Origin of the sequence: Bacillus sp. FSL W8-0770 (genome assembly GCF_038008705.1) — a bacterium.
Classification (GTDB): domain Bacteria; phylum Bacillota; class Bacilli; order Bacillales; family Bacillaceae_G; genus Bacillus_A; species Bacillus_A cereus.
On sequence record NZ_JBBOZR010000001.1, the window covers coordinates 4,231,621 to 4,257,861 of the forward strand.

Below are 26,241 nucleotides of genomic sequence, written 5' to 3' on the forward strand. Positions count from 1 at the left end.
TCTCCTCCTATTCTAATGGCGCTGAAGGTGTTGCACGTTTAGCAACCGTAATATGCTCTACGTCATTTAAATCAGCGGCAGGTTTTACATAAGCTGTTTTTGTTAAGCCATATGCATCCGGCTGAACTTCAACGATTTTTCCAATTACAAGACCTTTCGGGAAAATATCACCCAGTCCAGATGTTACAACTAGTTGATCTTTCTCTACCGGTGCATCAGAGCCAATCTTTGTGAAAAGAAGTAATTGCTTTTCTTTGTCATAACCTTCAATCAATCCAAAGATTTTCTCTTGCCCTTGTACAATAGCAGAAACGCGATTTGTTCGGCTCATAGAACTTAGTAATTCTACTGATGATGTAAACTGAGATACACTTTTCACTCTTCCAACTAACCCTTGTGAAGTTACTACAGCCATATCTTTTTTAATTCCTTGCTGTGCCCCTTTATCAATTCCAATTAAATCGTACCATTTATCTGGATTACGAGAAACAACAGTAGCTGGAATTTCAGTATACCCGCTATTTAACTCTTTTTTACCAGTTAGCTCTTGTAGCTTCTTGTTATCATCTTCTAATTGTTTTACTTTCCCTGATAGACCTGCATAATTATCTAATTTTGCTTTTAATTCTTTATTCTCTTCATACGTGCGCTTTACATCCTCTACATTTTCGAAGAATCCAGCTACGTATTTCGCTGGCTTTTGGAATACACGTTCTACAACACCGACAGTATCTTTAACAAACTGCTCTGGCCATGTTAAACTGTTCCGTTCTTTCAATGAGATTCCAATCAATGCCACGAGAAGAATAATACTAACCAACAAAACAATTAATCTTTTGTTTAAGAAAAACTGTGGCACGTTCACACCCTCTTAATTTCACTGATTTTTATTTTGCAATATTATCGAGCAGCAGTTTTGAAAAGATCGATATTGTCTAATGCTTTACCTGTTCCAATTGCTACGCAATCTAATGGATCTTCTGCAACAAGAACTGGCATTTTCGTTTCTTCACTAATTACTTTATCTAAATTACGTAGTAATGCCCCGCCACCTGTTAATACGATACCGCGGTCCATAATATCAGCCGCTAATTCAGGTGGAGTTTTTTCTAACGTATTTTTAACTGATTCTACAATCGCATCTACTGTATCTTTTAATGCATCTGCAATTTCTTCTGGCTGAATTAGTACTGTTTTTGGTAAACCACTTACTAAATCACGACCGCGAATTTCCATAGGCTCGATACCTTCGGGCTCGCCTGCAGAACCAATTTCTAATTTTAATGCTTCAGCTGTTCTTTCACCGATCATTAAGTTATAGCTTTTCTTAATGTACTGAATGATTGAATCGTCCATATCATCACCAGCAACACGGACTGACTGGCTTGTTACAATACCACCTAGAGAAATAATTGCAACTTCTGTTGTACCACCACCGATATCAACAACCATACTACCAGTTGGTTCCCAAACAGGTAAGTTTGCACCAATTGCTGCTGCAAATGGCTCTTCGATAGGATAAGCATCACGAGCACCCGCTTGACGAGTCGCATCGATTACTGCACGTCTTTCTACAGCTGTAATACCAGATGGTACACATACCATTACATACGGCTTACGTGAGAAGAAACCGTTTGATTTTTGAGCTTGTTGAATGTAATATTTCATCATTGTTGCAGTTGTTTCGTAATCAGCAATTACACCGTCTTTCATCGGGCGAAGTGCCACAACGTTCCCTGGTGTACGACCAATCATTTGTTTTGCGTCGCTACCTACAGCAACGATTTGTTTCGTATCAGTTTGTAACGCCACTACTGAAGGTTCACGTAAAACTACACCTTTTCCTTTTACATATACAAGCGTGTTCGCAGTTCCTAAGTCTATTCCAAGATCGCGAGTAAATCCACCAAATCCAAACATATTATTTATCTTCCTTTCTTGTTTTCACGGACTCATTTTTTCTTAATTTATATTATAAAAACAGTACGTTTTTTATATCTTTATCCTTTTTGTAGATAAATTTCTACAAAAAACTCATAAATCACATTATAAAACAAAATAAGTAAAAAGCATAGTCTTAAATATGACCTTTTTCCTTTAAACTCACGAATTTATGGTCACCTATTATAATATGATCAAGCACTTCAATTCCGATAATCTGGCCGCATTCTACTAAGCGTTTGGTTACTTCAATATCTTCACGGCTCGGCGTTGGGTCTTATCAATAGTATTCTTTTCATAACTCATTAAAATCAATCTTTTCACTTTGAATACATATATTCGAAGTAATATGAACAAATAATAATCTAACTTGAATGGACAGCTACAAGTGTTGATTTTTCAAGAGAAAAGACCCACAAATTTCGAACAAAGTTTAATCAAAATTTGTGGGTTTAATTTTATTGTTGAGTGAAGTTTTCTAAAAGAGATTGAACATTTTTTAGAATAGAATATCCTAAAATCACCTCACATAGATACATGGGAGCTATATTATAATTACCCCTTAATTGTATCTACTATTTCTTTAAAATCATCCTCATACATGTCTTTAAATGATCTGCCTACTTTATCGCTCAACAACATAATGAAATCATCCATTGAAGGTATTACAGAATTTAACTTTCGCATATCAACTGCTAGATTGGCCATTAAATCTGGAGAAAGTGCGGCTTCATTAATACTTTGCTCTAATTCTGCTTTTTTATCTCTCCAATGAGTAATATATTTTAATCTATCCATAACATCATAAATTTTTGCTTCAAAGCCATCATATCTATTTTTTTCATTATAATAATTCACATCATCTTTACTAACAATAATAAAAAATAGCTTTTCTTGATAATCTTTATCTTTCATTAAGTTCATAACTTCATACATACAATTTAACGATTTGATATATGCACTACTCACTACTGAAATCACAAAATCATGTTCCCTAATAGTCTTCATAAATTCGTCCAAACTATCTCTGTATGTTGTAACTTTTATATCACGAGTTATTTTTATATTTTCATATTGTTTTAATTCTTCTTCTAGAATATCCACTAAGTCACTATCTTTATGTGTATATGAAATAAAGACCTTTTTTATTGTCATTTCTTCTACATCCCCATCTTCATTAATTTTATAAGGTATATTATTTACTTTTACTAACTCATCTGATTTATCAATAGAAATGTGAAAGAGATTATTACCTCTAAATGTAAAGCGGCTACATTCTATTTTCACTGAACCATCTAATAAATCTAGAATATCACCTATATTAAGTTTAAAAGCGAATTTTTTAATGCTTAGTGTTATACCATCATCCTTTATACCTAAAATGATATCTCCACCATTACAGTTCGAATATGCCGCAATAAATTTCGCTATCTCTTTATGACTCGCAATTGGATGTATATATGTTATATTCTCTCTACTATTTTTACTTATTGCATTTTCAATGTCTTTAATTGTTCTAAACACTAGAAATTACCTCGCTTATATCTTGGTTAATGGGATTTTAGATATACCTGTTGTTTTAAGCAAATCGCCTAAAGTGACCATCCCTTGTTTTTCTCCATTATCTGTCCACAATTGATAGGCGTAGTCATCTAAAGCCTCTAATTCTTCATCATAATAAAATATTATTTTTTGATAATCACTTGGACGAATAATGATTCTAATGTCATTCCCCTTATACTTAGCTGGAAATACCGTATCAGAATACTTTTCATTCCTCCATTCTTCTAAAGTTGCTGGAAGTGTATAATCTTTACTACTACTTAAATACTTAAAAACATTTTCTATACTTCTGCATAGTAAATTATCAACATAGTTTTTCATTTCTTCGGATGAGTTAACAACATGTTTTAATTGGTTGATGATATCTTCTTTACTCAAATCGGAGTTATTAATAATCTCCATTACCTTATCTCGGTTATTAATAATCTCGTCTAATTCTTCATACTTAATATTATTTTCTTCTATTTTTTCTGCTATTTTATATCTTCTTAAATTTTCTTCTGGAGATGATAACATCATTCTCTTTGAATATAAATTTTCAAACCACTCTTTTGATTTTTCTGGATGTGATAGAAACCAATTAGTTAATCTATTAAATATTTTTTGAGTAGATTCTTTCCTTTCTACTCTGTCAATAGCTTCCTTACTTAAAAGGTGTGATACTTTAATATCAATTTGATCAGAGCATATTTCATTAGTCTTAATTTTAGTTGGTTGTTTTTCAAAATAGTCTTCAAATGAAATAATATCTTGGCTTAATAGCTGTTCTTTAATTTTCCCACCCAATAATGTTAAGATCTCTTTGAGTTCATTATCTATATTTTTATCAAGATAAATATTATCGAATTTTACAAATTCATTAATTTGATTTGGTACAAGTGCCGATTCTATAACTTCCTCAACACCTTCATCCCTAATCCAAAGAGAATAAAATGAATTTAACCAATCTGCATATGCATTTTTATCTTTCAACCAAACTACTAATTTATCAATGCTTGAATCTTTAAAAATATCGTTTATCCATGAAAATCCAACATTCTCTTGAAAAACTGCAGCCCAACCTAAATAAGTATCTTTAGTTGGTATCGGTAACCCGTTATAATTAGATAAAATATCCCAAAGTAGGTCCTTATGTATGCCTTTTTTTGTTTTTGGTATACCTATTCTCACAGTACCGGTATTGTCTTTAAATGCTAATCGCTTTAAACCTCCCAATTGATTATTAATAGGAACAATTGCACTCTTCTCAATATATTCTTTAATTTCTTTATAACTATAAGCTTGGATGCTTGAAGAATTGGAGGGTTTTAAAATACAAATATTATATTCATCACTTGTCATTTCGCTTTCTGAACAAAAATCTATTAATTTCTTGTATAATGAGACAGCTACCCTTATTAATTCATTATTTACTGGATTGCTATCTCTAATAGCATTTCTATCTCTTTCCACTTCAAATAAATTTGAATTAACCACTATAGGAAAACTAAATTCTTCAGTTCCTAATAGGGGGAATTCACAGAAAACTTTCGGCATAGTACTGGAAATTGGTAAGAAATATAACTTATCGTTTTTATACTCAATAGTACAGCCAATAGTTACATTATTCTCATTTAATATTAGCAACTCTTGACTACTACCAGAAGCGTTAATTTGGACAATTTTTAGCTTGTCATTTTTAGTAGAGGTTATTTCATTTCCCTTCTTGTAACAATCACCATTATATGTAATAGAGTTGATATTCTCATTGAAAGTTAACACATAAGGAATAGTCTCTTTTAAATCCACTATCCCTTTCTCTACAGCCTCTCTTATGTCATCATCCTCTATTGAATAAATGAATTTTGTATTCTCATATTTTTCTTGTAGTTCCTCTTGATTTTTTCGTAAAAGGTCTAATTGTTCTAACATAACTTTTGTTTTATTCTTAATATCGCCATAATCAGTTCCAGATCTATCAACAGTGAACTCTAATTTTGTGTACTTACTATCTTTTTGAATAAACGACCCTTCAATCTTTACAATTTCAGATAATAAATGAGTTGACATAAAACCCGTTCCAAATTTGCCTGTTTTCTTTTCTTCTGAACTCTGTTTAGAGGAGATTTGAGTGATTAAATCTAATAGATTTTCAAATGAAAATGGCACTCCATTATGACTAAATATAATTTGATTATTAGAATAATCGATTTTTATATCTATTTTTTTACCTTTAGGTGTACAATCTGATGCATTTTGAATTAATTCCCATATCCATCTACGCCTAATAGTCTTTTTATCTTTTTCTGAAGACTCTCTTATCTTTTTCAATTCATCCCAAATTGTATTAGAGCTCGCGTCTAAAACTTTATTTAACAAAACCTCTTCAATAGACATATTAATAATCAATCCTCTTTTATCTTTTTCTTTTGAAACCTAGAAAACATTTCCACTATCTTTATTTAAAATTATCAAACTTTACTATAAATTATCAATCTTTATTTAAAATTATCGAACTTTATTCCAAGACAAAATATATTAATCACTTTGTTAAATGTTTATTAAAGCTGTTTTAAAAACATAGTTATTCTTCAATTATTGTTTTCTTTTAAAATATTACATAATATCAATTCAATGTTTTACAACCTCTAACATTTAAAACGAAATAATTGCTTAAAATAAAAACCTCAGAAACTCTTGTTTCTGAGGTTTAGGTGCATTATACATATATATTTCAACACTTGTTCATTTCCGTTCTGATATTAATACTTAAACGAATTTCTTTTACTTTCTGTTCAACTTTAGCTTTACAATAAAGTTTAATCACAACCAATTTATTTTACTGCATTAAATCACTGTATTTTCTTACTTCTGGTAAACGGTGCCACTTAATATACTCAGCCCATTCTCCTAAGTCCCTCTTTATTTTCATCTCTGCATTCTGAAATAAATAAGCTACTAATCCTGAAACAGATGATAACAATTCAAAATCTTTTAACGATGAAATATTAATTATTTTATCTTTGATAAGTATCAAAAATTTATTAAGGAACTCTAATAATAAAGTATAGTCATCTTCATTAAAAATAGTAGGGACACCTTTAATACAATGTGTTAGAGTATCCACAGTACTTTTAAGAATATCATCCGTACAGTAATATAACATATTAAATAATTCTTGTTTCAAAACCTTACTATCTAATTCTATCTCTTTATTGTCTATAAAAGCTAAATATTCATGTACACAATGAAGTGCCTTATTTACTTTAGAACTTTCTTTTGATTTTAAATTATCTAATATAGTTCTAAAGGAGTATTGATTAGATATTTTTAAACGTGTAAAACTTGGAACTAAGTAGAAAGATAAATCTGGTCTTTTTTCATCTATCTTCTTAAAAATTAACTTTAACTTTTCAATATCTTTATCATCAAAAACCTCTAAGGGAGCAACTGACAATATGTTATTTTTCAAACGAACAACCACTATTTCTAAATAATCTCGCAATGGTAAAAGTCCTATTCTGTCTTTTCTATCACGTAATAAACCATCTTCTTGATGATCCCACCACTTATAAAATTTATTAAGCCATGTTTTATAACAGTCATTTCCAGGTATCTTTTTTGTTCTCTTTTCAATATAATCAGGAAATGCTCCGTACATTTCATTAAAATAATTGAGCACTTTTCTATTATCAGAATACGCCATACCTTTAAGCGTTTCATCGTAGTTGTAAAATTTAGGAATATCCTTACCTAAAAATAGTTCTATTCCCTCATTGCTAATTTCATGACTTGAATTAATTATTTTATCAAACACAACACTGAATATAAAATCACTTATTCCTTGTTCTCTTTTTCCTTCTAATTCTAACCTTTTTAGAGCTTTAATAAATTCTTCCTTATTTACTTTAGAAAGACTATTTCTTTGAGCAAGAAAAGCTAATCTTATCAATGCAGATTCTTTTAAACTTTGATCGCCATCTTCTTTTAAATAACTAAGCATTTCTGAAATTTTATCTTCAGAAACTGACAAAACACCAATATCTTCTATTTTAGAAAAAATACATAGGATTGGCTCAAAAAATTCACGCCCGTATAGACTTTCATCTTGTTCCCATTGACTAAAAATATTTAATTCAATTAATTTTTCACAAAAAACTTTTTTTTCATCCCTGTTTTTATCAAATACCATTCTTTTAATTAATTTTATTAAAACTTTTTTTATATCAGCTTTAAGATTATCTATGTTGTTCATAAAACAAATAATTTTTGAATCTAATTCTAGTTTTACTTCTTGAGGTAAAGCAAAATAAATACGTGAAATTATTTCTATCGCTACATCTCTGTTGATAATTGATTTTGATTCCTTTTCCATAGTGTCTCTTAACATTTCCAATAAAATTTCTAAATTATAATCATCTAACTTATAAACAAATTCTCTTGAAAAGAATTCATCAATTTCTTTAACAGATAAATAGTGGATTCGCTTAATCTGAGAATATAATGGATATTGAATTTCTAAATTTTTTAAGGCTAACTCATATTGTGATTTATCATTCATAGTAAGATTAAATAATTCTTCAATTTGTAAAACAGCAAATGAATCTAAAAGTTCTCGCTTAAAATAATCTCCCATTTTCGAAGAAATCTTACCTTCGCCTGGGTCAAAACCAGGGTTTTCTTTAGTGCCTAATTCATATTCATATTTTTTTACTGATATTAGCGTATTTTCGTATTCTTTATTGGCGTTACAATTTTTCAAATTTAAACTTCTAAGTCTATCATAACCGTAGTCTTTCTCATTATTAATTTCTCTCAAAAGATTTAATGCAATACTTTCCAAAGAAAGCAATCTATATTCATCAATCTGTATCGCTAATAAACTTCTGATAGTTTGCAAGTATCCTTTAAGAATTTCTTTTGCTTCTGCTCTGCTCATTATTTTTATAAGTATAGCAGCTTTTTTTATACCCCATTCGATTTCCTTTTCCCCAACCTGCCATATATGTAATTTCCTTTTAACTTTGTCGATATTATTGAAAGCTAAATCAAACAGTATTTCTTCAAAAGTTATTTTATGATATTGTAATTTGTTTAAGCCTGTTTTTTCTAGCAAGTCCTTATATTTATAAAATTCTTCTTTATTACAATCTAACCGTGCTTCTTTTAATAACAATAACAAAATATCGTTGCTGTTTTTGTTAAGATCCCCACTTATTTCATCAACTAATCCTTTCAGTCTCAGATGCGTTTGGACATCTAAAGGAATATGAAAATGTTCATAACACCATATAATCTCATTTATAAACTCGAGATCAGTTTTGTTTTTTAAAGATTTTATATCATTTATTTTTCTATTAAAAAGAAATCTAATGCTTTCAGCATTAGAACGCCTTATATCGTTAGGCATTATTATCCAACCTGGAAAGCTTTCTCTATTATCTTTTAAATCTTCTAGGCTCAAATTCCATTTTGAGTATTTTTTAAAAGGCCATTTAGTCTTTTCTTTTCTATCTTCATAAGAAAGAAAAGAAAATAGGTCTGTAAACATTTCTTGATAAGGTCTTTCTTTAGATGAATATATTTCTTCAAAATCAATTAATGTAATCCCTTTAGATTTCAAGTATCCTAGTCTGTTTTTTTGACCATAACCAATCATATATATTTTAGGCATCTGCTCACCTAAATTTTCTTTAACCCAAGTAGTCCACCTTTCAAAATTTGGATCATCCCCTGAGAAGCCCAATAAAACAAAGGTAGTTTCCATAATAGATTGTTGAACCATATTGACAAATGGACTAAATTGTTCTGGATATCTGTCATAATCATTTTGAGTAAATATAAATGGTCTATTAGATGGGAAACTACCATGTAATTTTACAATTCTAGGCGATGTTGAATTAGGTATATCATGGATTCCGTAAATAACTTGATAATTGCGTTCATATATATTTCTTTTAGTACGTTCTAACAAAGTATCATAATTGGTAGTATATATATCTGCCCAAGGAAGATTTAATAATTTATGATGTAATAAGTCAGATTCATAATTTTCATCCGGTATAGCTTCTTTTAATATTTCATCTAAACTTGCTCTTCCATATTCTTCTTCATATAATTGTCCAATTTCTAAAACATCCTTGTATTCTATATCTAGATGATGATTCAAATTTTTTGTCAGCATGCATTTTAAGTCATTCCATAAAGCCATTCCAGAAAAATTGTCCTCTATCTTAGTTGCATTCAAACTAAAACCTGCGCCAACCATTACTGAAACACGACTTTTGCCATCTTTAGACCATAGATTATCTCTGATTACTTTTAAATGAGGGTACATTGTTAATTTTTCTTTAAACAGCTTATCAACACCTTTAATACTCAATTCTTATCACCTCTTCTAAATACATTAAATTTCCAATTAATAACTTAGCCATATGATCAATTACTTTTTTCACATGTCTAACGGTTAAAATATAGTTGTTTAATTTTTAATATAAGATACTTCACTGTATTCAAACACATAACAATAAAGTAATTTAAAAATCTAAGATTTATTCAAAAAATAACGCGCGATTGAGGAAAATCAAGATAATAATTATGATTGCGGCAATAAGCTTTTTAACTACCATAGCCTTTTAGTTCCCGAATGATTATTGACTTGAAGGGGAATCTAATTCAATTAATTCTTTTTATACAATCTTATTATCTCATAATCGATCGCACACTCAACGACACTATGTATTCTATTCTTAGGTTTTTCTTTTTGTATTCTTGTGATTATATTGTTGGTTAATCACTAATAAATTCGTATAATCCACGACTGTATTCTTTTGATGTTGTTTGAAGTTTTTTAGTTGCTTTAAGTGGTTTATCTATCTCATAAAACTGTTTTTCTAAGTATCTGGGATTAGAAGCTTCTTCAAGTATCCACTCTTCTATTTTGTGGAAACCAGCAGTAACCATAAGTAATTTTAGATATTTGTCACTCACTGGAAGCTCATCATAAAACATGTCTTTTATAACATCGAGCTGCCCTTGAAGTTCTTTCTTTATCTTCTTTCTTTGGCCATCTGATGGGGCTGAACCCACATCTTCTTTATTAAATGATGGTTCATGTTGTTGGATTTTCAAGCGTTCTAATGTTAACATCTCTAACCTTTTATTTATATAATAAAATCTTATATTTTTAGCTGTATATTGCCAATAAGGGAAGTAACCATCGGAATCAGTCATATGGCTATAAAAACGACCATTAAATCCGTTTTTATCCCAACTTTTTCCTACATAAATAACAGTGTTAGTATGATCATATATCATGTACACTCCATGTTTTTTCGGCAAATCATTAAAAAGGGTCAAGTTGTCCCAAGCGATGACTTCTTCATCTTCAATATTGATTGTATCGCTATGATGTTCATCCTGCTTAGAAATTGGATCTGTATGATTAAGACCTGAAATGGTAATTGTTCTTTTCATTTCTCTCTCCTATTAAATTACAATATTTTATTTCTCATTATTCTTACTTTTATTATATATTATTAAACGAATCCCCCCTATTTATTGGTAAACAGGTCCATCCTACATCAAATGGCCCGATTGTCGAAAAACAATCTCATAAATTCTAATTTTTATTTTTATTTTAATACATACCTATAGCAAGAACATGGTAATTTGAATACACTCTTAATTATAAGAAACACAAAACCGCTAAAACAGCTTACCATATAATTTTTGAACCTGATTCTTTAAACATTTATTCTCTTCTTCTAGCGCCTTTATGCGGCTTTTTAAGGTCTTTATTAATACATCCTCTGAACGGGGACTTTTACTAGATTTACGAGGAACCACCTCTTTTATTTGCATCCCTCTTAATGTCTCCACCCTAGTTCTAATGTCTTTTTGCTTGTAAAGCCATGACTTTGAAACATTTGCTTTGTGTGCAACGGAATTAAAATTAATTCTCTCTTTTTTCAATGCCATCTCTGATATTGTCTTTTCAACTCTACTTCTTGTTTTCTCCGATTTTTCTTTTGATAGTTGAATTATAGCAGTTGTGTTACTCTTTCTAGTCATCTTAATTCGTCTCCTTTAACGAATGAATAATCTGCTCTAATCTAATTTTAACACGTTCATTAGTTTCAACCTGGCGTTGCCATTGGTTCTGCTTAGCCCTATTTAGTATTTCTTTAGTTCGGTTTAAGTGCTCTTCATGTTCATTTAGAAATTGTTTACTTGTACAGAAATTCGTACAATCTAAACAAGCATTTGCGTGAGGACAAGGTCCAGCAATTACTGGTAAACGACAGTAACCATTAGGAAGCGCTTGTGCATTGATATTCTTTTTAAACCATTGAAGATCTGTATTGTCAGCTTCAGTATTTTCCTCACCTAGATCCAGAATACTACCGTTACTCGTCACCAAAGTTTCTTTGAATTTTGTAAATTCTCTCTTTAGTGTTTCATCAAAAATATGTGCATATCTTGCCGTCATTTCTGGTGATTCGTGACCTAAGAACTTCTGGACAATATGCTGTGGCACCCCGTTATTTATCATTCTAGTGCCAACTGTATGTCGAAAGGCATGAGCATGAAATCGAAAGATTTCTCCTTTGCTGTCCGTTATATTTTCTTCATAAGCTAATCTATTTAATTTGACCCTAAAGGTATCTTGCTTCAATGGTGATCCATCTTTTCGGGGAAATACATATACACATCCATCATCCACTTCATCAACTACTCTTTGCTCTTGAACTAATATCAATGCAGCAATTTCTTTAGAAATAGGAATGATATGCTCTTTCTTCATTTTCCACTGATAATACTTTAAAAAGCAATCACCTTCTTTATCGGTTATGATGCTCCCTTTTTTCAATGTACAAAGTTCACTGATACGCATTCCGCATTCTTGAAGTACCATGACCATTGTAGCAATATAAGGTTCCAATTTATCTAATTTCCTATTTAATTGTTCGAGTATATGTTCATCAATATAACGTGGTAATGCCTTCGGCACTTTAGGATAATCTTCTTGAAAAATAAGAATTTTGGAGGTTTTATCCTTCCAGTCATACCTTTGAATTGTAGTAAAAAAAACGTCTAAAGCAGATATTCTTCCAGTTACTGTACTAGGTTTTAAACCTTTTAAATTAATATAATTTAAATATTGCTCAATTTCATTTCTAGTTAATTGATGAATCCTTCGTATCCCTTCACAATTTTTGTTCACGAAATTAAAAAACTCTTTTAATTTTGAAGCTACATCTACTACGTGAGAAAAGCTGGCTGTATTTAACATTAGTTTACAATATCGCTTAACTATTTCTTTAAAATAATTATTTTCAAACCCCTTAAAGTTAATTGTATATTCGTAGGATGTTGGATTTACCTTATCTTCTGGTAATGATAGCTTTCTTCGATTCCAAACATCTTTTTCCCATTCTTCCCCATCAAAATAGAAGTCCTCATAAAATTCCATAAACTGCTTAAGATGAGTAACATAATAGGAATTCCCTTGTACAGCAACTTTCTGCTGATTTGCATCAAGTTTGTAATTAGTAGTCGTAGTTTTTACTTTTTGTTCCGCTAAGTAGGTTCGGTATTCTGTCAAAGCTTTTTTTATAGGCACTTCAGTTATCGATGTAATCTTAGGATATTTTAAATTTAAAAATCCCATCATTCGACTTATCACAGTTCCCTTTCTAATCCAAACGGATTGTGCATTCCAAACTCCATTATTCAAGTGAAGGTAATAAAAATATTTTAATTCTGTTTTCAACCAGATATTTTCCACCTTATCGAAATTTACCCAACGAATTCTTACTGATGAATTCTTACTTAACTCAACTGCACTAGGATGTGGACAAATTCTTATATCCCATCTATCTGCTGCCCAAAATCCCTTTAAAACACTTGTCATATTAGTTATTTTTTTATTAATCTGTGTACTAGTAATAAGCTTTCGATTAGTTGGTACACTTGGAAATTTCATTGTCATGTTTCTCTCCCTTGAAGATACTTGTTATATTCATTTTTCATATCTTGATTAGAAAGATGGATATACGTATCAAGCGTTGTTTGTACATGGGCATGCCCTAATCTTTTTTGTACGTATGCAACGTCCCATCCACTTCTAATAAGCTCTGTAGCATGTGTATGACGTAACATATGAGCGGTGAAGGTAATCCCTGTCCGCTTTACCAATCTTCTTATAAGGTCTAACACACTTTGATATTTTAGAGGGTGCCCGAAATAAGAATCTTTAAGATTGATAAATATATAATCATGCTCTAAACCTTCCCCATATTCATGCACTAAATAATCGATATATAAAGCCATTACTTCCTTACTTACATCGATAGTTCGTTCTTTTTTTAATTTAATATAAGCTCCATTTTCATTGTGATCTCTTGGTCTAATGTTAATCTGGTTATCCCATGTAGAAATATCTTCAATACGAAGGGATAATACTTCTCCTATCCTAAGTCCCCCTTCATACATTAGCATAATAAGTAACCTATCTCTTTTGGTATGACATGCATCAATTATCGCTTTGACTTGTTCATGTTCTAATACTTGTACAAGTTTCCTTTTTATCCTAAGCTTTAAAATATTTTTATTATAGGATTTACCTTTAGTAATATGATGAAGAAATCCCTTAAAGTTTCTTCCCCTTGCCTCTTTAGACATATCTATAGCTTTAAAATCTTCTGTACGATTTAAATACTCTAAGAAACTAGTTACAGCGTTAAGTATGGAATTTACCGATGTCTCCTCTCTTTTAGCCTTTTTTGGTCGTAAATCTACTACCTTTAAATTCCCTGTAGGATTTCTTAGCCATCCTACAAAATTTGCTAAATCCTCAAATTGTAAATCTTCTAAGCGGATTCCGCTTTGTCTCATAAATTCGTAGAAAAGTTTGAGATGATAACAATATGTTTTAATCGTATTCGGAGCTTTCCCAGTATTATCCAAGTACTTTATAAATCTCTTAACCGGTTCTACCACTTCAAAATTTTTATCTAACAGTATGTATAACGGATATGTTTTTTCCTCCACAATTACTTTCTGAACTTTCATTCCTCCACCACCTTTAAATACTTTAACTACTATAAATATTACCTTTATATATTCAATCATTAAAGCATCGAAATTAAAAAAACCTAAACTTAGAATACTTAGAGTACTCTAGTTTAGGTTACTACATTTAAGGGATCTCCTGAGGGATGGTTATGAAGACATATGATAGAGGCTGCTGCACGACGGAAGGCTTCTTTAAAAACTTCCCTCGGGTGTACAATTGACGTGTTTAAGCTTCCAATAAAGATCGTTTGCCTATGTATAACTTGATTTTTTGTATTTAAATATAAACAAACAAAATGCTCTTGTTGTAAAAAACGCATTTCTTCCATCATGTATTTCGCACAATCTTCTGGACTTCGAATACTATATCTATTTTGATATTCTAAACGTACCATTCTTCTGCCTAGTTCAAAGGCTGCCATAAGTTGCGATGCCTTTGAAATCCCAATACCATGTATACTAATTAGCTCTTCTAATGTTGCATCTTTCAACATACGTAAGCCATCAAATTGGTGTAAAATTTTATCTGACAACTTTAAAACTGTTTCTTCTTTAGAACCTGTTCTGAGTAACACTGCGAGAAGCTCTCGATTGGATAAACTTCCAGCACCTTCTAATAATAAACGCTCCCGTGGCTGTTCTTCTCTTACAACATCACGAATACCGTTCATCTCTCCACCCCTTTATTTGTTCTCTCAAAGAAAACCCCATGCAATTTTACGCATGGGTTACATCAATATCAAATTGTTTTAATTCCCGAACGAGGCGTGCGATCGGTAAGCCAACTACACTATAGTAGTCCCCTTGAATATTTTGAACGAAAATAGATCCTTTACCTTGAATCCCATAACTACCGGCTTTATCAAGAGGTTCTTTCGACGCGACGTATGTATCAATTTCCTCTTCTGTTAACTCCCAAAATGTAACTTCTGTACGCTCATAAAAAGTAACCGTTTTTTCTTTTGCTATAATCGCAACACCTGTATACACTTCATGTGTTTTCCCTGATAGTAATTGTAACATCTCTTTCGCCTCATCCTCATTAGAAGGCTTACCAAGAATACGCGACTCATATGTAACAATTGTATCTGCACCTAACACAATGTGATCACTATTATTTTCTGCCACCGCTGATGCTTTTTGCAAGGCAAGCGACATTACAATATCAGAAGGCGATGAATATGCACCAATTGTTTCCTCTACTTCACTTACAACGATTTCAAATGGCACACTAGCTAACTCAAGTAATTCCTTCCTCCGAGGTGATCCTGAAGCTAAAATTATTTTTCTCATATTTTCTCCTTCCTTTCTCACATGAAGCAGAACAATTTATATTAATCGTATCAAAGGAATAGTTTGCCCACAAATGAAAGAAATATTAATTTCTCTAACTAAAATAAAACTTCTTTATTGCATACGATTATATTCCCGTCATAGAGAAAGCACTTTGCTCTAAATTCAAAAGAAAAGAAAGAAGTACATGTACTTCTTTCTTACTCATTTTATTATCCTATCATTTCACTTTCTACGAAACAATTTTTTCATACGAGAGTAAACCATCAATAATAACTTGATTTAATTTCGCCAAAGATTCCTTATCCACCTTCCCATCTTTTACTGTTTGTACAGCTACCGACGTATACATATACAGTTTCTTTGCTTCTTCTCGTTTCATACTTTCCCCTTCTTTTTCAACCTTTTTCCATTCTTTTTCAATTGCTTCTATATCTTTTTGGCTGCTTTTTCCACCAACTTGTACGCTAGAAGCATATTTTGCTAAATGAGTGTATAATGGCTGCACTTTTGTTAAAAATGTCCCTACTTCTTTATCATCTTTCAGCAATGCTTTATCTGTTATATCCCAGCTCTTTTTTAAAACGGAGACACCATCATTTTTATACTTAGTCATTAATTGATTTATAGACTGTTCATCGCTAGCAATACCAACAACTATTGCATACTTATCACCGCTCGGTCTCAAAGCACCAATGCCCCCATTGCCTTTCCATTCTTCAAGAGCTGCCTGTCCCTTTTCTTCAGAAGAATAAAGCCCCCCTTGAACAAAAAATAATTTCATCGGATCCAATGACGTTCCTGCCTGTGCTTTTTGTTTTTCTTCTTTCGGTGCTGGTGTTTGTTCTGCCGTTCCACCCACCTTTGATTCTCCATTTCCAGTCGGCCTTGAAGCTGTCACTTCACTTCCTCCTGTCGTTCCTTGTCCAGTAAGTAAATGAAGCATCCCCATTCCAAAAGCTGTACCGATAATGATTGCAGTTGCAACGATTACAATTAATGTATTACTCCACTTCTTTCGGTATTTTTCCACAGACATTGATTTCGCTTTTTGAAACGGAACAACATTTTTCGGTCGTTCACTTTCTACTACCATCCATTCAAATTCATCTTTCTTTTTTTCCTCATACTTCGCTTCTGTTCCATTCACTTTCACTGAGATCGTTCGTGATTGCTTGTCCATACACTCACACCTCACCTCTTATCGTTGTCCGCATCATATCATATTCATTTCATAAAAAAACGAGATATTTGTCAGAGGAATTCGCCAAATAACCCTATATATTTATCTTATATGTATGCATTTGACTTCATTTGTAGAACAAAAAAACTAGATAGCAAAGACTATCTAGTTTTTCTCGCGAATATATTTTCGTACTTCAGAAATGAAATAAAGAGAACCTGTTATGATAAAAACATCATTTTCTGCTATCTTTTCAACTTTTGTATCAATTGCCTCTTTCCAATTTTCAAAAACTAATTTTGATTCTTTCTGTGAATATGATGCAAGCTTGTCAGCAGAAATAGCACGATCAAAGGCGAATGTTGTAAAAATAATTTCATCTGCAATGGTTTCTAATTGGCCTACCATGTTATGTAATTGTTTATCACCAAGGGCAGTAAATAACACTATTACATTTTTATCTTTGTAATGCGCTTCTACTGTTTTCACAAGGCTTTCGATACCTTCTGGATTATGAGCACCATCTATAATAATATCCGGGTTACTTTGTAGCTTTTCAAAGCGCCCAATCCAATATGCTTCCAGTAATCCCGTTCTTATTTCCTCTTCCTCAATTAAAAATGATAAATATGTTTTTACATACATTACTGCCATAAGTGCTAACGCTGCATTTCCTACTTGATGAATGCCTTTCATTGAGATTTGCAAATCTTCAAATGCGGAAAAAGGACAAGTAAAATCAAACTGTTCCCCATCTTCATTAGACTGTTTATGTAACGCTGTAAAATGCTTGCTAAGTTCGTATAAGTTTGCATGATTTTCCTTTGCAACATTTTGAATGACTTGCAAAGCTTCTTCATCTTGTACACCAGTAATTACCGGCACGCCAGACTTAATAATCCCTGCCTTTTCATATGCAATTTCCCCTAGTGTATTTCCTAAAATATGCATATGATCGTGACCGATATTCGTAATAATCGTGAGAACAGGGTGTATGACATTGGTAGAGTCAAAACGTCCACCAAGCCCTGTTTCAAATAAAACAACATCACAGAAATTGACTTTACCGAAATAGCAAATCGCCATAACAGTAATAATTTCAAACTCTGTCGCTTCCCCTAAATCCGTTTCATCTAGTTTTTCCACGACTGGTTTTACCATCTTTACAAGTTCAGTAATCTCTTCGTCTGCAATTGGTGTTCCATTCACACTAATGCGTTCATTAAATGATTCGATGTAAGGAGAGGTAAACGTTCCTACCTTATATTTCGCGCCTTCTAACATGTAACGCATATATGTTAACGTTGAACCTTTTCCATTTGTACCAGCAAGATGAACACATTTTATATGACGCTCTGGATTTCCAAGTTCTTCTAACATCCATCTCATTCTTTCTAATCCTGGCTTAATTCCAAATTTCAATCGGCTATGGATCCACCCTATCGCTTCTTCGTATGTATGTATCACGTATGTTTTTCCCCTTTCAAAAGACAACTTTCATAGTTCTATTATACGCAAAGAAAAGAGACTCACCAATATAGTGAGTCTCTAAAAACATTTTTACTTTTCAAGATCTGCTAGACGTTGACGAACTGCTTCGCGTTTTTCTAGGTAATCTTGCTCTTTCGCACGCTCTCCTTCAATAACCGCTGCAGGAGCTTTCGCTACGAAACCTTGGTTAGAAAGTTTCTTCTGTACACGTTCTACTTCTTTATCGAACTTCTCAAGTTCTTTCTCAAGACGAGCTCTCTCTTCATCAAGATTGATAAGATCAGCTAACGGTAAGAATAACTCTGCACCTGATACGATTGCAGTCATTGCTTTTTCTGGCGCTTGTAAGTCCGTTTGAATTGTTAATTCGCTTGGGTTACAGAAACGCTCAATGTAAGAGCTGTTTTTCGTAAGTTGAGCAAGTACAGCCTCATCTTTTGCTTTAATTTGCATTTGAACTTTTTTGCTCATTGGCGTATTTACTTCTGCACGGATGTTACGAACAGAGCGAATGATATCAACTAGAAGGTGCATTTCTGCCGCAGCTTCCGTATCTTGTAAATCTTCGCGAACTGTTGGCCACGCAGCTACTGTAATAGACTCGCCTTCATGCGGTAAATGTTGCCAAATTTTCTCTGTTACGAATGGCATGAATGGGTGTAATAGACGCATTGTTTGATCTAATACGTAAGCTAAAATAGAACGAGTTGTTTTCTTAGCTGCTTCATCTTCACCGTATAGTGGAAGTTTCGCCATTTCAATATACCAATCACAGAAATCGTCCCAAATGAAGTTGTATAATGAACGACCAGCTTCACCGAACTCATATTTATCCATGTTACGTGTTACGCTTTCGATTGTTTCGTTTAAGCGAGTTAAGATCCACTTATCTGCTACTGATTTTTCACCAGTTAAATCGATTTCTTCATACTTCATATCATCCATGTTCATTAATACGAAACGTGATGCGTTCCAAATTTTATTAATGAAGTTCCAAGTAGATTCTACTTTTTCCATGCTGAAACGTAAATCTTGACCTGGTGCACTTCCTGTTGATAAGAAGAAACGCATTGCATCTGCACCGTACTTCTCGATAACATCCATTGGATCAATACCGTTACCAAGAGATTTACTCATTTTACGACCTTGCTCATCACGAACTAAACCGTGAATTAATACATCTTTAAATGGACGCTCTCCTGTAAACTCTAAACCTTGGAAAATCATACGAGATACCCAGAAGAAGATGATATCATAACCCGTTACTAGTGCATCTGTTGAATAGTAACGTTTGAAGTCTGCTGAATCTTCATTTGGCCAACCAAGTGTTGAAAATGGCCATAACGCTGAACTGAACCATGTATCAAGTACGTCATTATCTTGATTCCAGTTTTCAATATCTGCTGGTGCTTCTGTACCTACGTATACTTCACCAGTTTCTTTATGGTACCAAGCTGGAATACGGTGTCCCCACCATAATTGACGAGAAATACACCAGTCATGAATATTTTCCATCCAGCGTAAATATGTGTTTTCAAAACGCTCTGGTACGAACGTTACTTTTTCTTCTTCTTTTTGTTGAAGCGCTACTGCTTTTTCAGCAAGTGGAGCCATTTTTACGAACCACTGTGTTGATAAATAAGGCTCAACAACTGCACCGCTACGCTCACTATGACCTACTGAATGCATATGTGGCTCGATTTCTACTAATACGCCAGCTTCTTGTAAGTCTTTCACTAATTCTTTACGGCATTCGAAACGATCCATACCGTTATACTTACCAGCTTTTTCGTTCATTGTTCCATCTTCGTTCATTACTAAAATGCGTGGTAAGTCATGACGGTTACCTACTTCAAAGTCATTCGGGTCATGAGCTGGTGTAATTTTTACAACGCCCGTTCCGAAATCTTTTTCTACGTACTCATCAGCAATAATCGGAATCTCACGGCCTACGATTGGAAGTGTAACTGTTTTTCCGATTAAATGTTTGTAACGATCGTCTTCGGGATGAACTGCTACTGCTGTATCACCCAGCATCGTTTCTGGACGAGTTGTCGCAAGACGAATGTGACCAGAACCATCTGTTAACGGATAGTTCATATGGTAGAATGCACCTTGAACTTCTTTATGAATTACTTCAATATCAGAAAGAGCTGTGCGTGTTGCTGGATCCCAGTTGATGATATATTCACCACGGTAAATTAAGCCTTTTTCGTATAATTGAACGAATACTTTATTAACCGCATCTGATAAACCTTTGTCTAATGTAAAGCGTTCACGAGAATAGTCTAGTCCTAAACCAACTTTTCCCCATTGTTGACGAATGTGAGAAGCGTACTCTTCTTTCCACTCCCAAGCTTTTTCAAGGAATTTTTCACGGCCAAGATCGTAACGTGAAATACCTTCTTCACGAAGTTTTCCTTCTACTTTCGCTTGTGTTGCGATACCAGCATGGTCCATTCCTGGAAGCCATAGCACATCGTATCCTTGCATACGCTTCGTACGAGTTAAAATATCTTGAAGAGTTGTATCCCAAGCATGACCTAGGTGTAACTTACCAGTTACGTTCGGAGGTGGAATTACAATTGTATACGGTTGTTTCTTCTCGTCTCCTGTTGCTTCAAAATATTTGCCTTCAAGCCACCATTGATAAAGGCCTTCTTCAACGGACATATGATCATATTTAGTTGGTAAATTCTTTTCCGTGTTTGACATTATTTTCCCTCCTTAAAATAAAAAATGTCCCTCATCCAAAAAGGACGAGGGACATCGCGGTACCACCTTTATTTACAAACAAATTCATAATTTGCTTATACTCTTAATTTGATAACGGACAAATCCGTCTTTTCCTAATAAGAACTATTCCGTTCAGAAAAGATGCTCCAGGGCTACCTTCTAACATAACTATCTAGAGAATCTCCCAGCTAATGATTCTCCTCTCTGAAGACGTTTCATGTTATACTCTTCCCCTTCAAGGCATTTATATGATTGTTAATTATTATATACAATAGTGTAAAAAACGAAACCTTATTCGTCAAGATAAATTTAAAACTACAGCTTTTCGTGCCAAAAAAGAAGATAAGTAGAATCCTCTACTTATCTTCTTTACCCCGCTATTTGCGGGCAGTAAGACCTCCACCTCAAAACTCAGCTGAATCAAAGAAGTTAGATGGGAGCCCTGCTGCCCGTAAACGCCCAATTGGTGAAGGCTAATCATCAGCGGGGAATGCCTTTACTTTATCCGTTCCCTTGCTGGGCAGCTTGTAATTGTGACAGGAAATATTCTATATTGCTAACGAGCCAATGCGATTGTTGCAAACTCTTTACTCCGCGCAGTTCATTTTCCTCGTTGCGATTATCTCTTCTTTTCTTATAGGACTGGATTTGCCGAATAAATTGCGATGGATACGTCATATACGCAAACATAAGTAGTTGCTCTTCTTTCGTAAAAGGGAAATTTTTTTGATACATTTGAAACCATTCAAACCGATCACTTCTTGCGATTGGATATGTGTTTAAAGACCGTGAATAAAAACCTACTATATCTTGCACAGGCGTTGCAAACTTCGATTTTTCTAAACTAATAAAATAGCCATTCCGCTCATAGTCAAATAAAAAATGATTAAGTGACACATTACCATGCACAAAAGTAATACGCGTTTTCTCTTTTTCTTTCATCGCATCGTTCCACTCATTTAATTGCTTCGTTGCAAATTCACGCGCTCTCATTACATGATGATAGTACGTACAATATTGCAATTCAAACGGGGACATATACCATTTTGATTCAGATTCTACGAGAAACTCTTCTAACATCTCACCATCATTTTCCCAACGATCGGATATACTTGTATAATGTTTTTCTAAATCTTCTTCCGTATACGTTTCTTCCTTCACAGTTTTTTGATGCAACGTTCCAAGTGTCTGAAACATTTTATGGTATTGATCATTGTCCTCACCGTTTCCTTCTGCACGTTCTAACCAAGGCATTAAATAATAATTATACGTCCCGTCACTTAAAATATAACTTCCATCCGTCGCATGATATATAGGTACATAATTTGAAAAACCTTTCTCCTTCAAATATTGAATATGATGCAGAAAGTTATTCCGCTCTAACTTTCTGCCTTCTATTTTCTTGAGTGCATATGGACCTTGATTCGTATAAATTTTCATTACATTTCCGTGCTCTTCCATATGCTGCGTATCCAATCTATATTGCCTCACGATAGGTTCATAGTGATTTCGCAACTCAATATCCATACGAATAACCCTTTCTATTCAAAACATAGCCTCTAAGAAAGGAAGTGAGTGAAAACACTCACTTCCTTATTTCGTCTTTACCCTTGAAACGGGAATATAAATAATTTGCCCTGTATTTAAAAATATATCTTCTGTTTGATTAACACGGTATAAATTTTGTACAGACGTTTCATAACGGTCTGCAATAGATTCAATTGTATCTCCTTCTTGCACGAAATACATTCTTAACTTTGTAAATTCTTCTTCCGGTTCTTTCGTAAATAGTTTTGTTAAATAAAGCGCATTTTCATCTCGCTGTGAGTACTCTTCTTCTTGTTCTTCCTGCTTTTTCGCTTTTTCTTTCTTGAAATCTTTTCGTCCGAACAGTTCAAATTGCGGCGTTGTTTCTTGCTCCTCTTCACGTTCCACAAATTCATGTTCTTCTATTTTCTCTTCTTCTAATTCCTGCTCTTTTCTTTCCTCTAATTGGAACGGTTCAAATGCGTAATCTTCCCACTCATCTGATTCCTTATATGCCGGTTCTTCTACATGCGGCGCCGGTCTATTTTCATCCTCTTGCGCTGAATCTTCTTCTAACTCAGCATACACCGTTTCTTCCTCTTCAACTTCATCCTCGCCTCTCTCTTCATCACACAAACCGGTAATAGATATATCCGCTAATAATTGTAAGCAACCATTTTCCTTTAATTCATAATCAAATTCCTCGATTGATACATATAGCTCTTCAATTACTTTCACTCGATTTCTCGGAATTGATATTTCAAGTGGAAAGGAATGAACAAGTTCATTAACCCCATCTTCTCTTGTTTCTACATAATCAATTGACTTTGCTGGCGATAGTTCTCTTAATGAATACGCCGAATCATCTTTTCGTGCAACATACTCTCCCGTTAAATCTAATTGTCCTCTCACGATTACTTCATGATCAAGCTCTTCTATCTCAACGTCTGGATCTAACGAAATTGACAAAAGTTCTTCGACTTCCTGTCCTTTTTGGAACCACACAGATTCTTTTAATGAAAATCGTAATGAATGATCTGCAGCCACTTCTTTTCCCCCTCCCAAACTATATGTCATTACAGATTTATGTGCGGAAAGCTTACTTTATGAATAAAAAAAATCGCTCCCCTTATGGAGAGCGATTTTCTCTAATACATTACGCTTTTAATTTTGACATTGCAATTTCAGCTGCTGCAATCGTCGCTTCAATATCTGCATCACTATGTGCTGTCGATAAGAATAAACCTTCGAATTGAGATGGTGGTAAGAATACACCTTGTTCTACCATTTCACGATAGTAAGCCGCAAAGAATTCTAAGTTTGAAGATTTTGCTGCATCGTAATTAATAACGGGTTCATCTGTAAAGAAAATACCAATCATAGAGCCTGCACGGTTAATATGGTGCGGAATGCCATGTTTTTCAGCTGCTTTACGTAATCCAGCTTCTAACATTTCAGCTTTACGCTCAAATTCTACATATGATTCTGGCGTTAACTGCACTAACGTTTCATAACCTGCCGCCATTGCAAGTGGGTTACCTGATAAAGTACCAGCTTGGTAAATTGGTCCGCTTGGCGCAACTTGGCGCATAATTTCCGCTTTACCACCGTATGCTCCTACTGGTAAACCACCACCGATTACTTTACCTAAGCATGTTAAATCAGGCGTTACGCCATAATAACCTTGGCCACAATTATAAGCTACTCGGAACCCTGTCATTACTTCATCAAAAATAAGCAATGCACCGTTTTGTTCTGTTACTTCACGAAGACCTTCTAAAAATCCAGGCTGCGGAGGAACAACCCCCATATTTCCTGCTACTGGTTCTACAATTACACAAGCAATATCATCACCGAATTGTTCAAACGCGTATTTTACGCTTTCTAAATCGTTATAAGCTACTGTAATCGTATTTTTCGCTACACCTTCTGGTACACCAGGACTATCTGGTAAACCTAAAGTCGCCACACCAGAACCAGCTTTAATTAATAACGAATCACCATGACCGTGGTAACAACCGATAAATTTCAAGATTTTATTACGACCTGTATAACCACGAGCTAAACGTAGTGCACTCATTGTTGCTTCCGTTCCAGAGTTAACCATACGCACAATCTCAATTGATGGCACGCGCTCAATAACAAGTTTTGCTAATTTATTTTCAATTTCTGTTGGTGCACCGAAGCTTGTACCTCTTTCAGCAACAGATTTTAACGCTTCTACAACACGATCATTTGCATGACCATGAATTAAAGGACCCCATGATAATACGTAGTCGATGTATTCATTCCCATCGATATCATATACTTTAGAGCCTTTTCCACGCTCCATAAACAACGGATTCATCCCAACAGACTTAAAGGCACGAACCGGGCTATTTACGCCACCAGGCATTAAGTCTTGCGCCTCTTCAAACGCTGCAATTGACTTATCAAACTTTTTCATTATTTAGCGCCTCCTTCTTGTAACCATCTTGCTGCATCTTTTGCATGATACGTAATAATTAAATCTGCTCCTGCACGTTTCATACTAATTAATTTTTCAAGAACAACTTCTTTTTCATTAATCCAACCATTTTGCGCTGCCGCTTTAATCATCGAATATTCACCACTTACATTATAAGCGACAACTGGTAAATTAAAGTTGTTTTTCACATCACGAACGATATCTAAGTAAGAAAGAGCTGGTTTTACGATTAAGAAATCTGCACCTTCCATTACATCTGATTCTGCTTCACGGAATGCTTCCATACGGTTTGCCGGATCCATTTGATATGTTTTACGGTCACCAAATTGCGGTGCACCGTGCGCAGCATCACGGAATGGTCCATAAAATGCTGATGAATATTTCACAGCGTACGACATAACTGGCACGTGTCCAAAACCATTTTCGTCTAATGCATGGCGAATTGCTGTTACAAAGCCGTCCATCATGTTTGATGGCGCAATAATGTCCGCTCCTGCTTTCGCTTGACTTACAGCTGTTTTCGCAAGAACTGCAAGAGACTCGTCATTTAAAATAATACCATCTTCAATTACACCGCAATGACCATGGCTTGTAAATTGACATAAACATGTGTCTGCAACTACTACTAGCTCAGGGAAATCACCTTTAATTTGCTGAATAGCACGTTGTACAATTCCATGATCACAATATGCTGATGATCCAACTTCATCCTTTTCAGCAGGTAAACCAAATACAATAACAGAACGAATACCTAAATCAACAACTTCTTGCATTTCAGCTTGCAATAAATCTAAAGACATTTGATATACGCCTGGCATAGAAGGAACTTCATTACGAACATTTTCACCTTCTAATACAAAAATAGGGTAAATAAAATCTTCCGTATGTAAAAACGTTTCACGCACAAGCGCACGCATGCCCCCGCTTTGTCTTAAACGACGATGACGATTAAATTGTAAAGAGTTCATAGATTTCTATCCCC

The 26,241-nt window shown here is 33.7% G+C and carries 18 protein-coding genes, 1 pseudogene and 1 other annotated feature; all 19 genes and pseudogenes read right to left on the reverse strand.

The window, feature by feature from the left end; all coding sequences use genetic code 11:
* Positions 1-7 precede the first annotated feature (7 nt).
* A complete protein-coding gene (gene mreC / locus NST27_RS21795) occupies positions 8-859 on the reverse strand; it encodes a rod shape-determining protein MreC (RefSeq protein ID WP_001135488.1) in 852 nt (283 codons plus the stop codon).
* 41 nt (positions 860-900) lie between these two features.
* Positions 901-1,920 (reverse strand): cell shape-determining protein MreB, encoded by a 1,020-nt coding sequence (mreB, locus tag NST27_RS21800; protein WP_000466736.1) that lies wholly within the window; start codon positions 1,918-1,920, stop codon positions 901-903.
* Positions 1,921-2,077: 157 nt separating this feature from the next.
* Positions 2,078-2,218, reverse strand: a pseudogene (locus NST27_RS21805) (JAB domain-containing protein); the annotation flags it as partial.
* Positions 2,219-2,496: 278 nt separating this feature from the next.
* Entirely contained in the window at positions 2,497-3,465 is a 969-nt protein-coding gene (locus tag NST27_RS21810) for a TIR domain-containing protein (RefSeq protein ID WP_047386884.1), read from the reverse strand.
* A gap of 15 nt (positions 3,466-3,480) precedes the next feature.
* On the reverse strand, positions 3,481-5,880 hold the full coding sequence (locus NST27_RS21815) for an ATP-binding protein (protein ID WP_047386887.1): 2,400 nt from the start codon (positions 5,878-5,880) through the stop codon (positions 3,481-3,483).
* 442 nt (positions 5,881-6,322) lie between these two features.
* On the reverse strand, positions 6,323-9,865 hold the full coding sequence (locus NST27_RS21820) for an SIR2 family NAD-dependent protein deacylase (protein ID WP_080296765.1): 3,543 nt from the start codon (positions 9,863-9,865) through the stop codon (positions 6,323-6,325).
* 407 nt (positions 9,866-10,272) lie between these two features.
* Positions 10,273-10,959, reverse strand: a complete 687-nt coding sequence (locus NST27_RS21825; RefSeq protein ID WP_047386889.1) for a GIY-YIG nuclease family protein — start codon at positions 10,957-10,959, stop codon at positions 10,273-10,275.
* Positions 10,960-11,190: 231 nt separating this feature from the next.
* The gene (locus NST27_RS21830) at positions 11,191-11,556 is read right to left on the reverse strand and encodes a DUF6262 family protein (RefSeq protein WP_047386893.1); all 366 of its coding nucleotides are present in this window, start codon (positions 11,554-11,556) and stop codon (positions 11,191-11,193) included.
* 1 nt (position 11,557) lies between these two features.
* On the reverse strand, positions 11,558-13,471 hold the full coding sequence (locus NST27_RS21835; protein ID WP_047387061.1) for a tyrosine-type recombinase/integrase: 1,914 nt from the start codon (positions 13,469-13,471) through the stop codon (positions 11,558-11,560).
* Between the two features lie 2 nt (positions 13,472-13,473).
* Positions 13,474-14,559 (reverse strand): tyrosine-type recombinase/integrase, encoded by a 1,086-nt coding sequence (locus NST27_RS21840; RefSeq protein WP_047386897.1) that lies wholly within the window; start codon positions 14,557-14,559, stop codon positions 13,474-13,476.
* Positions 14,560-14,672: 113 nt separating this feature from the next.
* Positions 14,673-15,233: a RadC family protein gene (radC, locus tag NST27_RS21845; protein WP_047386900.1), complete on the reverse strand. Its 561-nt coding sequence runs from the start codon at positions 15,231-15,233 to the stop codon at positions 14,673-14,675.
* Between the two features lie 46 nt (positions 15,234-15,279).
* Positions 15,280-15,855, reverse strand: a complete 576-nt coding sequence (locus tag NST27_RS21850; protein WP_001226291.1) for a Maf family protein — start codon at positions 15,853-15,855, stop codon at positions 15,280-15,282.
* A gap of 232 nt (positions 15,856-16,087) precedes the next feature.
* On the reverse strand, positions 16,088-17,038 hold the full coding sequence (locus tag NST27_RS21855) for a hypothetical protein (protein ID WP_000361011.1): 951 nt from the start codon (positions 17,036-17,038) through the stop codon (positions 16,088-16,090).
* A gap of 165 nt (positions 17,039-17,203) precedes the next feature.
* Positions 17,204-18,505, reverse strand: a complete 1,302-nt coding sequence (locus NST27_RS21860; RefSeq protein WP_000582067.1) for a bifunctional folylpolyglutamate synthase/dihydrofolate synthase — start codon at positions 18,503-18,505, stop codon at positions 17,204-17,206.
* 93 nt (positions 18,506-18,598) lie between these two features.
* A complete protein-coding gene (locus tag NST27_RS21865; protein ID WP_000072250.1) occupies positions 18,599-21,244 on the reverse strand; it encodes a valine--tRNA ligase in 2,646 nt (881 codons plus the stop codon).
* A gap of 37 nt (positions 21,245-21,281) precedes the next feature.
* Positions 21,282-21,513 (reverse strand) — a binding site (T-box leader).
* Between the two features lie 253 nt (positions 21,514-21,766).
* Positions 21,767-22,792: a spore coat protein YsxE gene (gene ysxE, locus NST27_RS21870; protein WP_000350658.1), complete on the reverse strand. Its 1,026-nt coding sequence runs from the start codon at positions 22,790-22,792 to the stop codon at positions 21,767-21,769.
* A gap of 66 nt (positions 22,793-22,858) precedes the next feature.
* Positions 22,859-23,869: a stage VI sporulation protein D gene (gene spoVID / locus NST27_RS21875; RefSeq protein WP_128267123.1), complete on the reverse strand. Its 1,011-nt coding sequence runs from the start codon at positions 23,867-23,869 to the stop codon at positions 22,859-22,861.
* 79 nt (positions 23,870-23,948) lie between these two features.
* Entirely contained in the window at positions 23,949-25,238 is a 1,290-nt protein-coding gene (gene hemL, locus NST27_RS21880) for a glutamate-1-semialdehyde 2,1-aminomutase (RefSeq protein WP_000712943.1), read from the reverse strand.
* Complete coding sequence (hemB, locus tag NST27_RS21885; RefSeq protein ID WP_001087065.1) at positions 25,238-26,227, reverse strand: porphobilinogen synthase; 990 nt, start codon at positions 26,225-26,227, stop codon at positions 25,238-25,240. The genes hemL and hemB overlap by 1 nt, the downstream gene beginning before the upstream one ends.
* Positions 26,228-26,241: the final 14 nt, after the last annotated feature.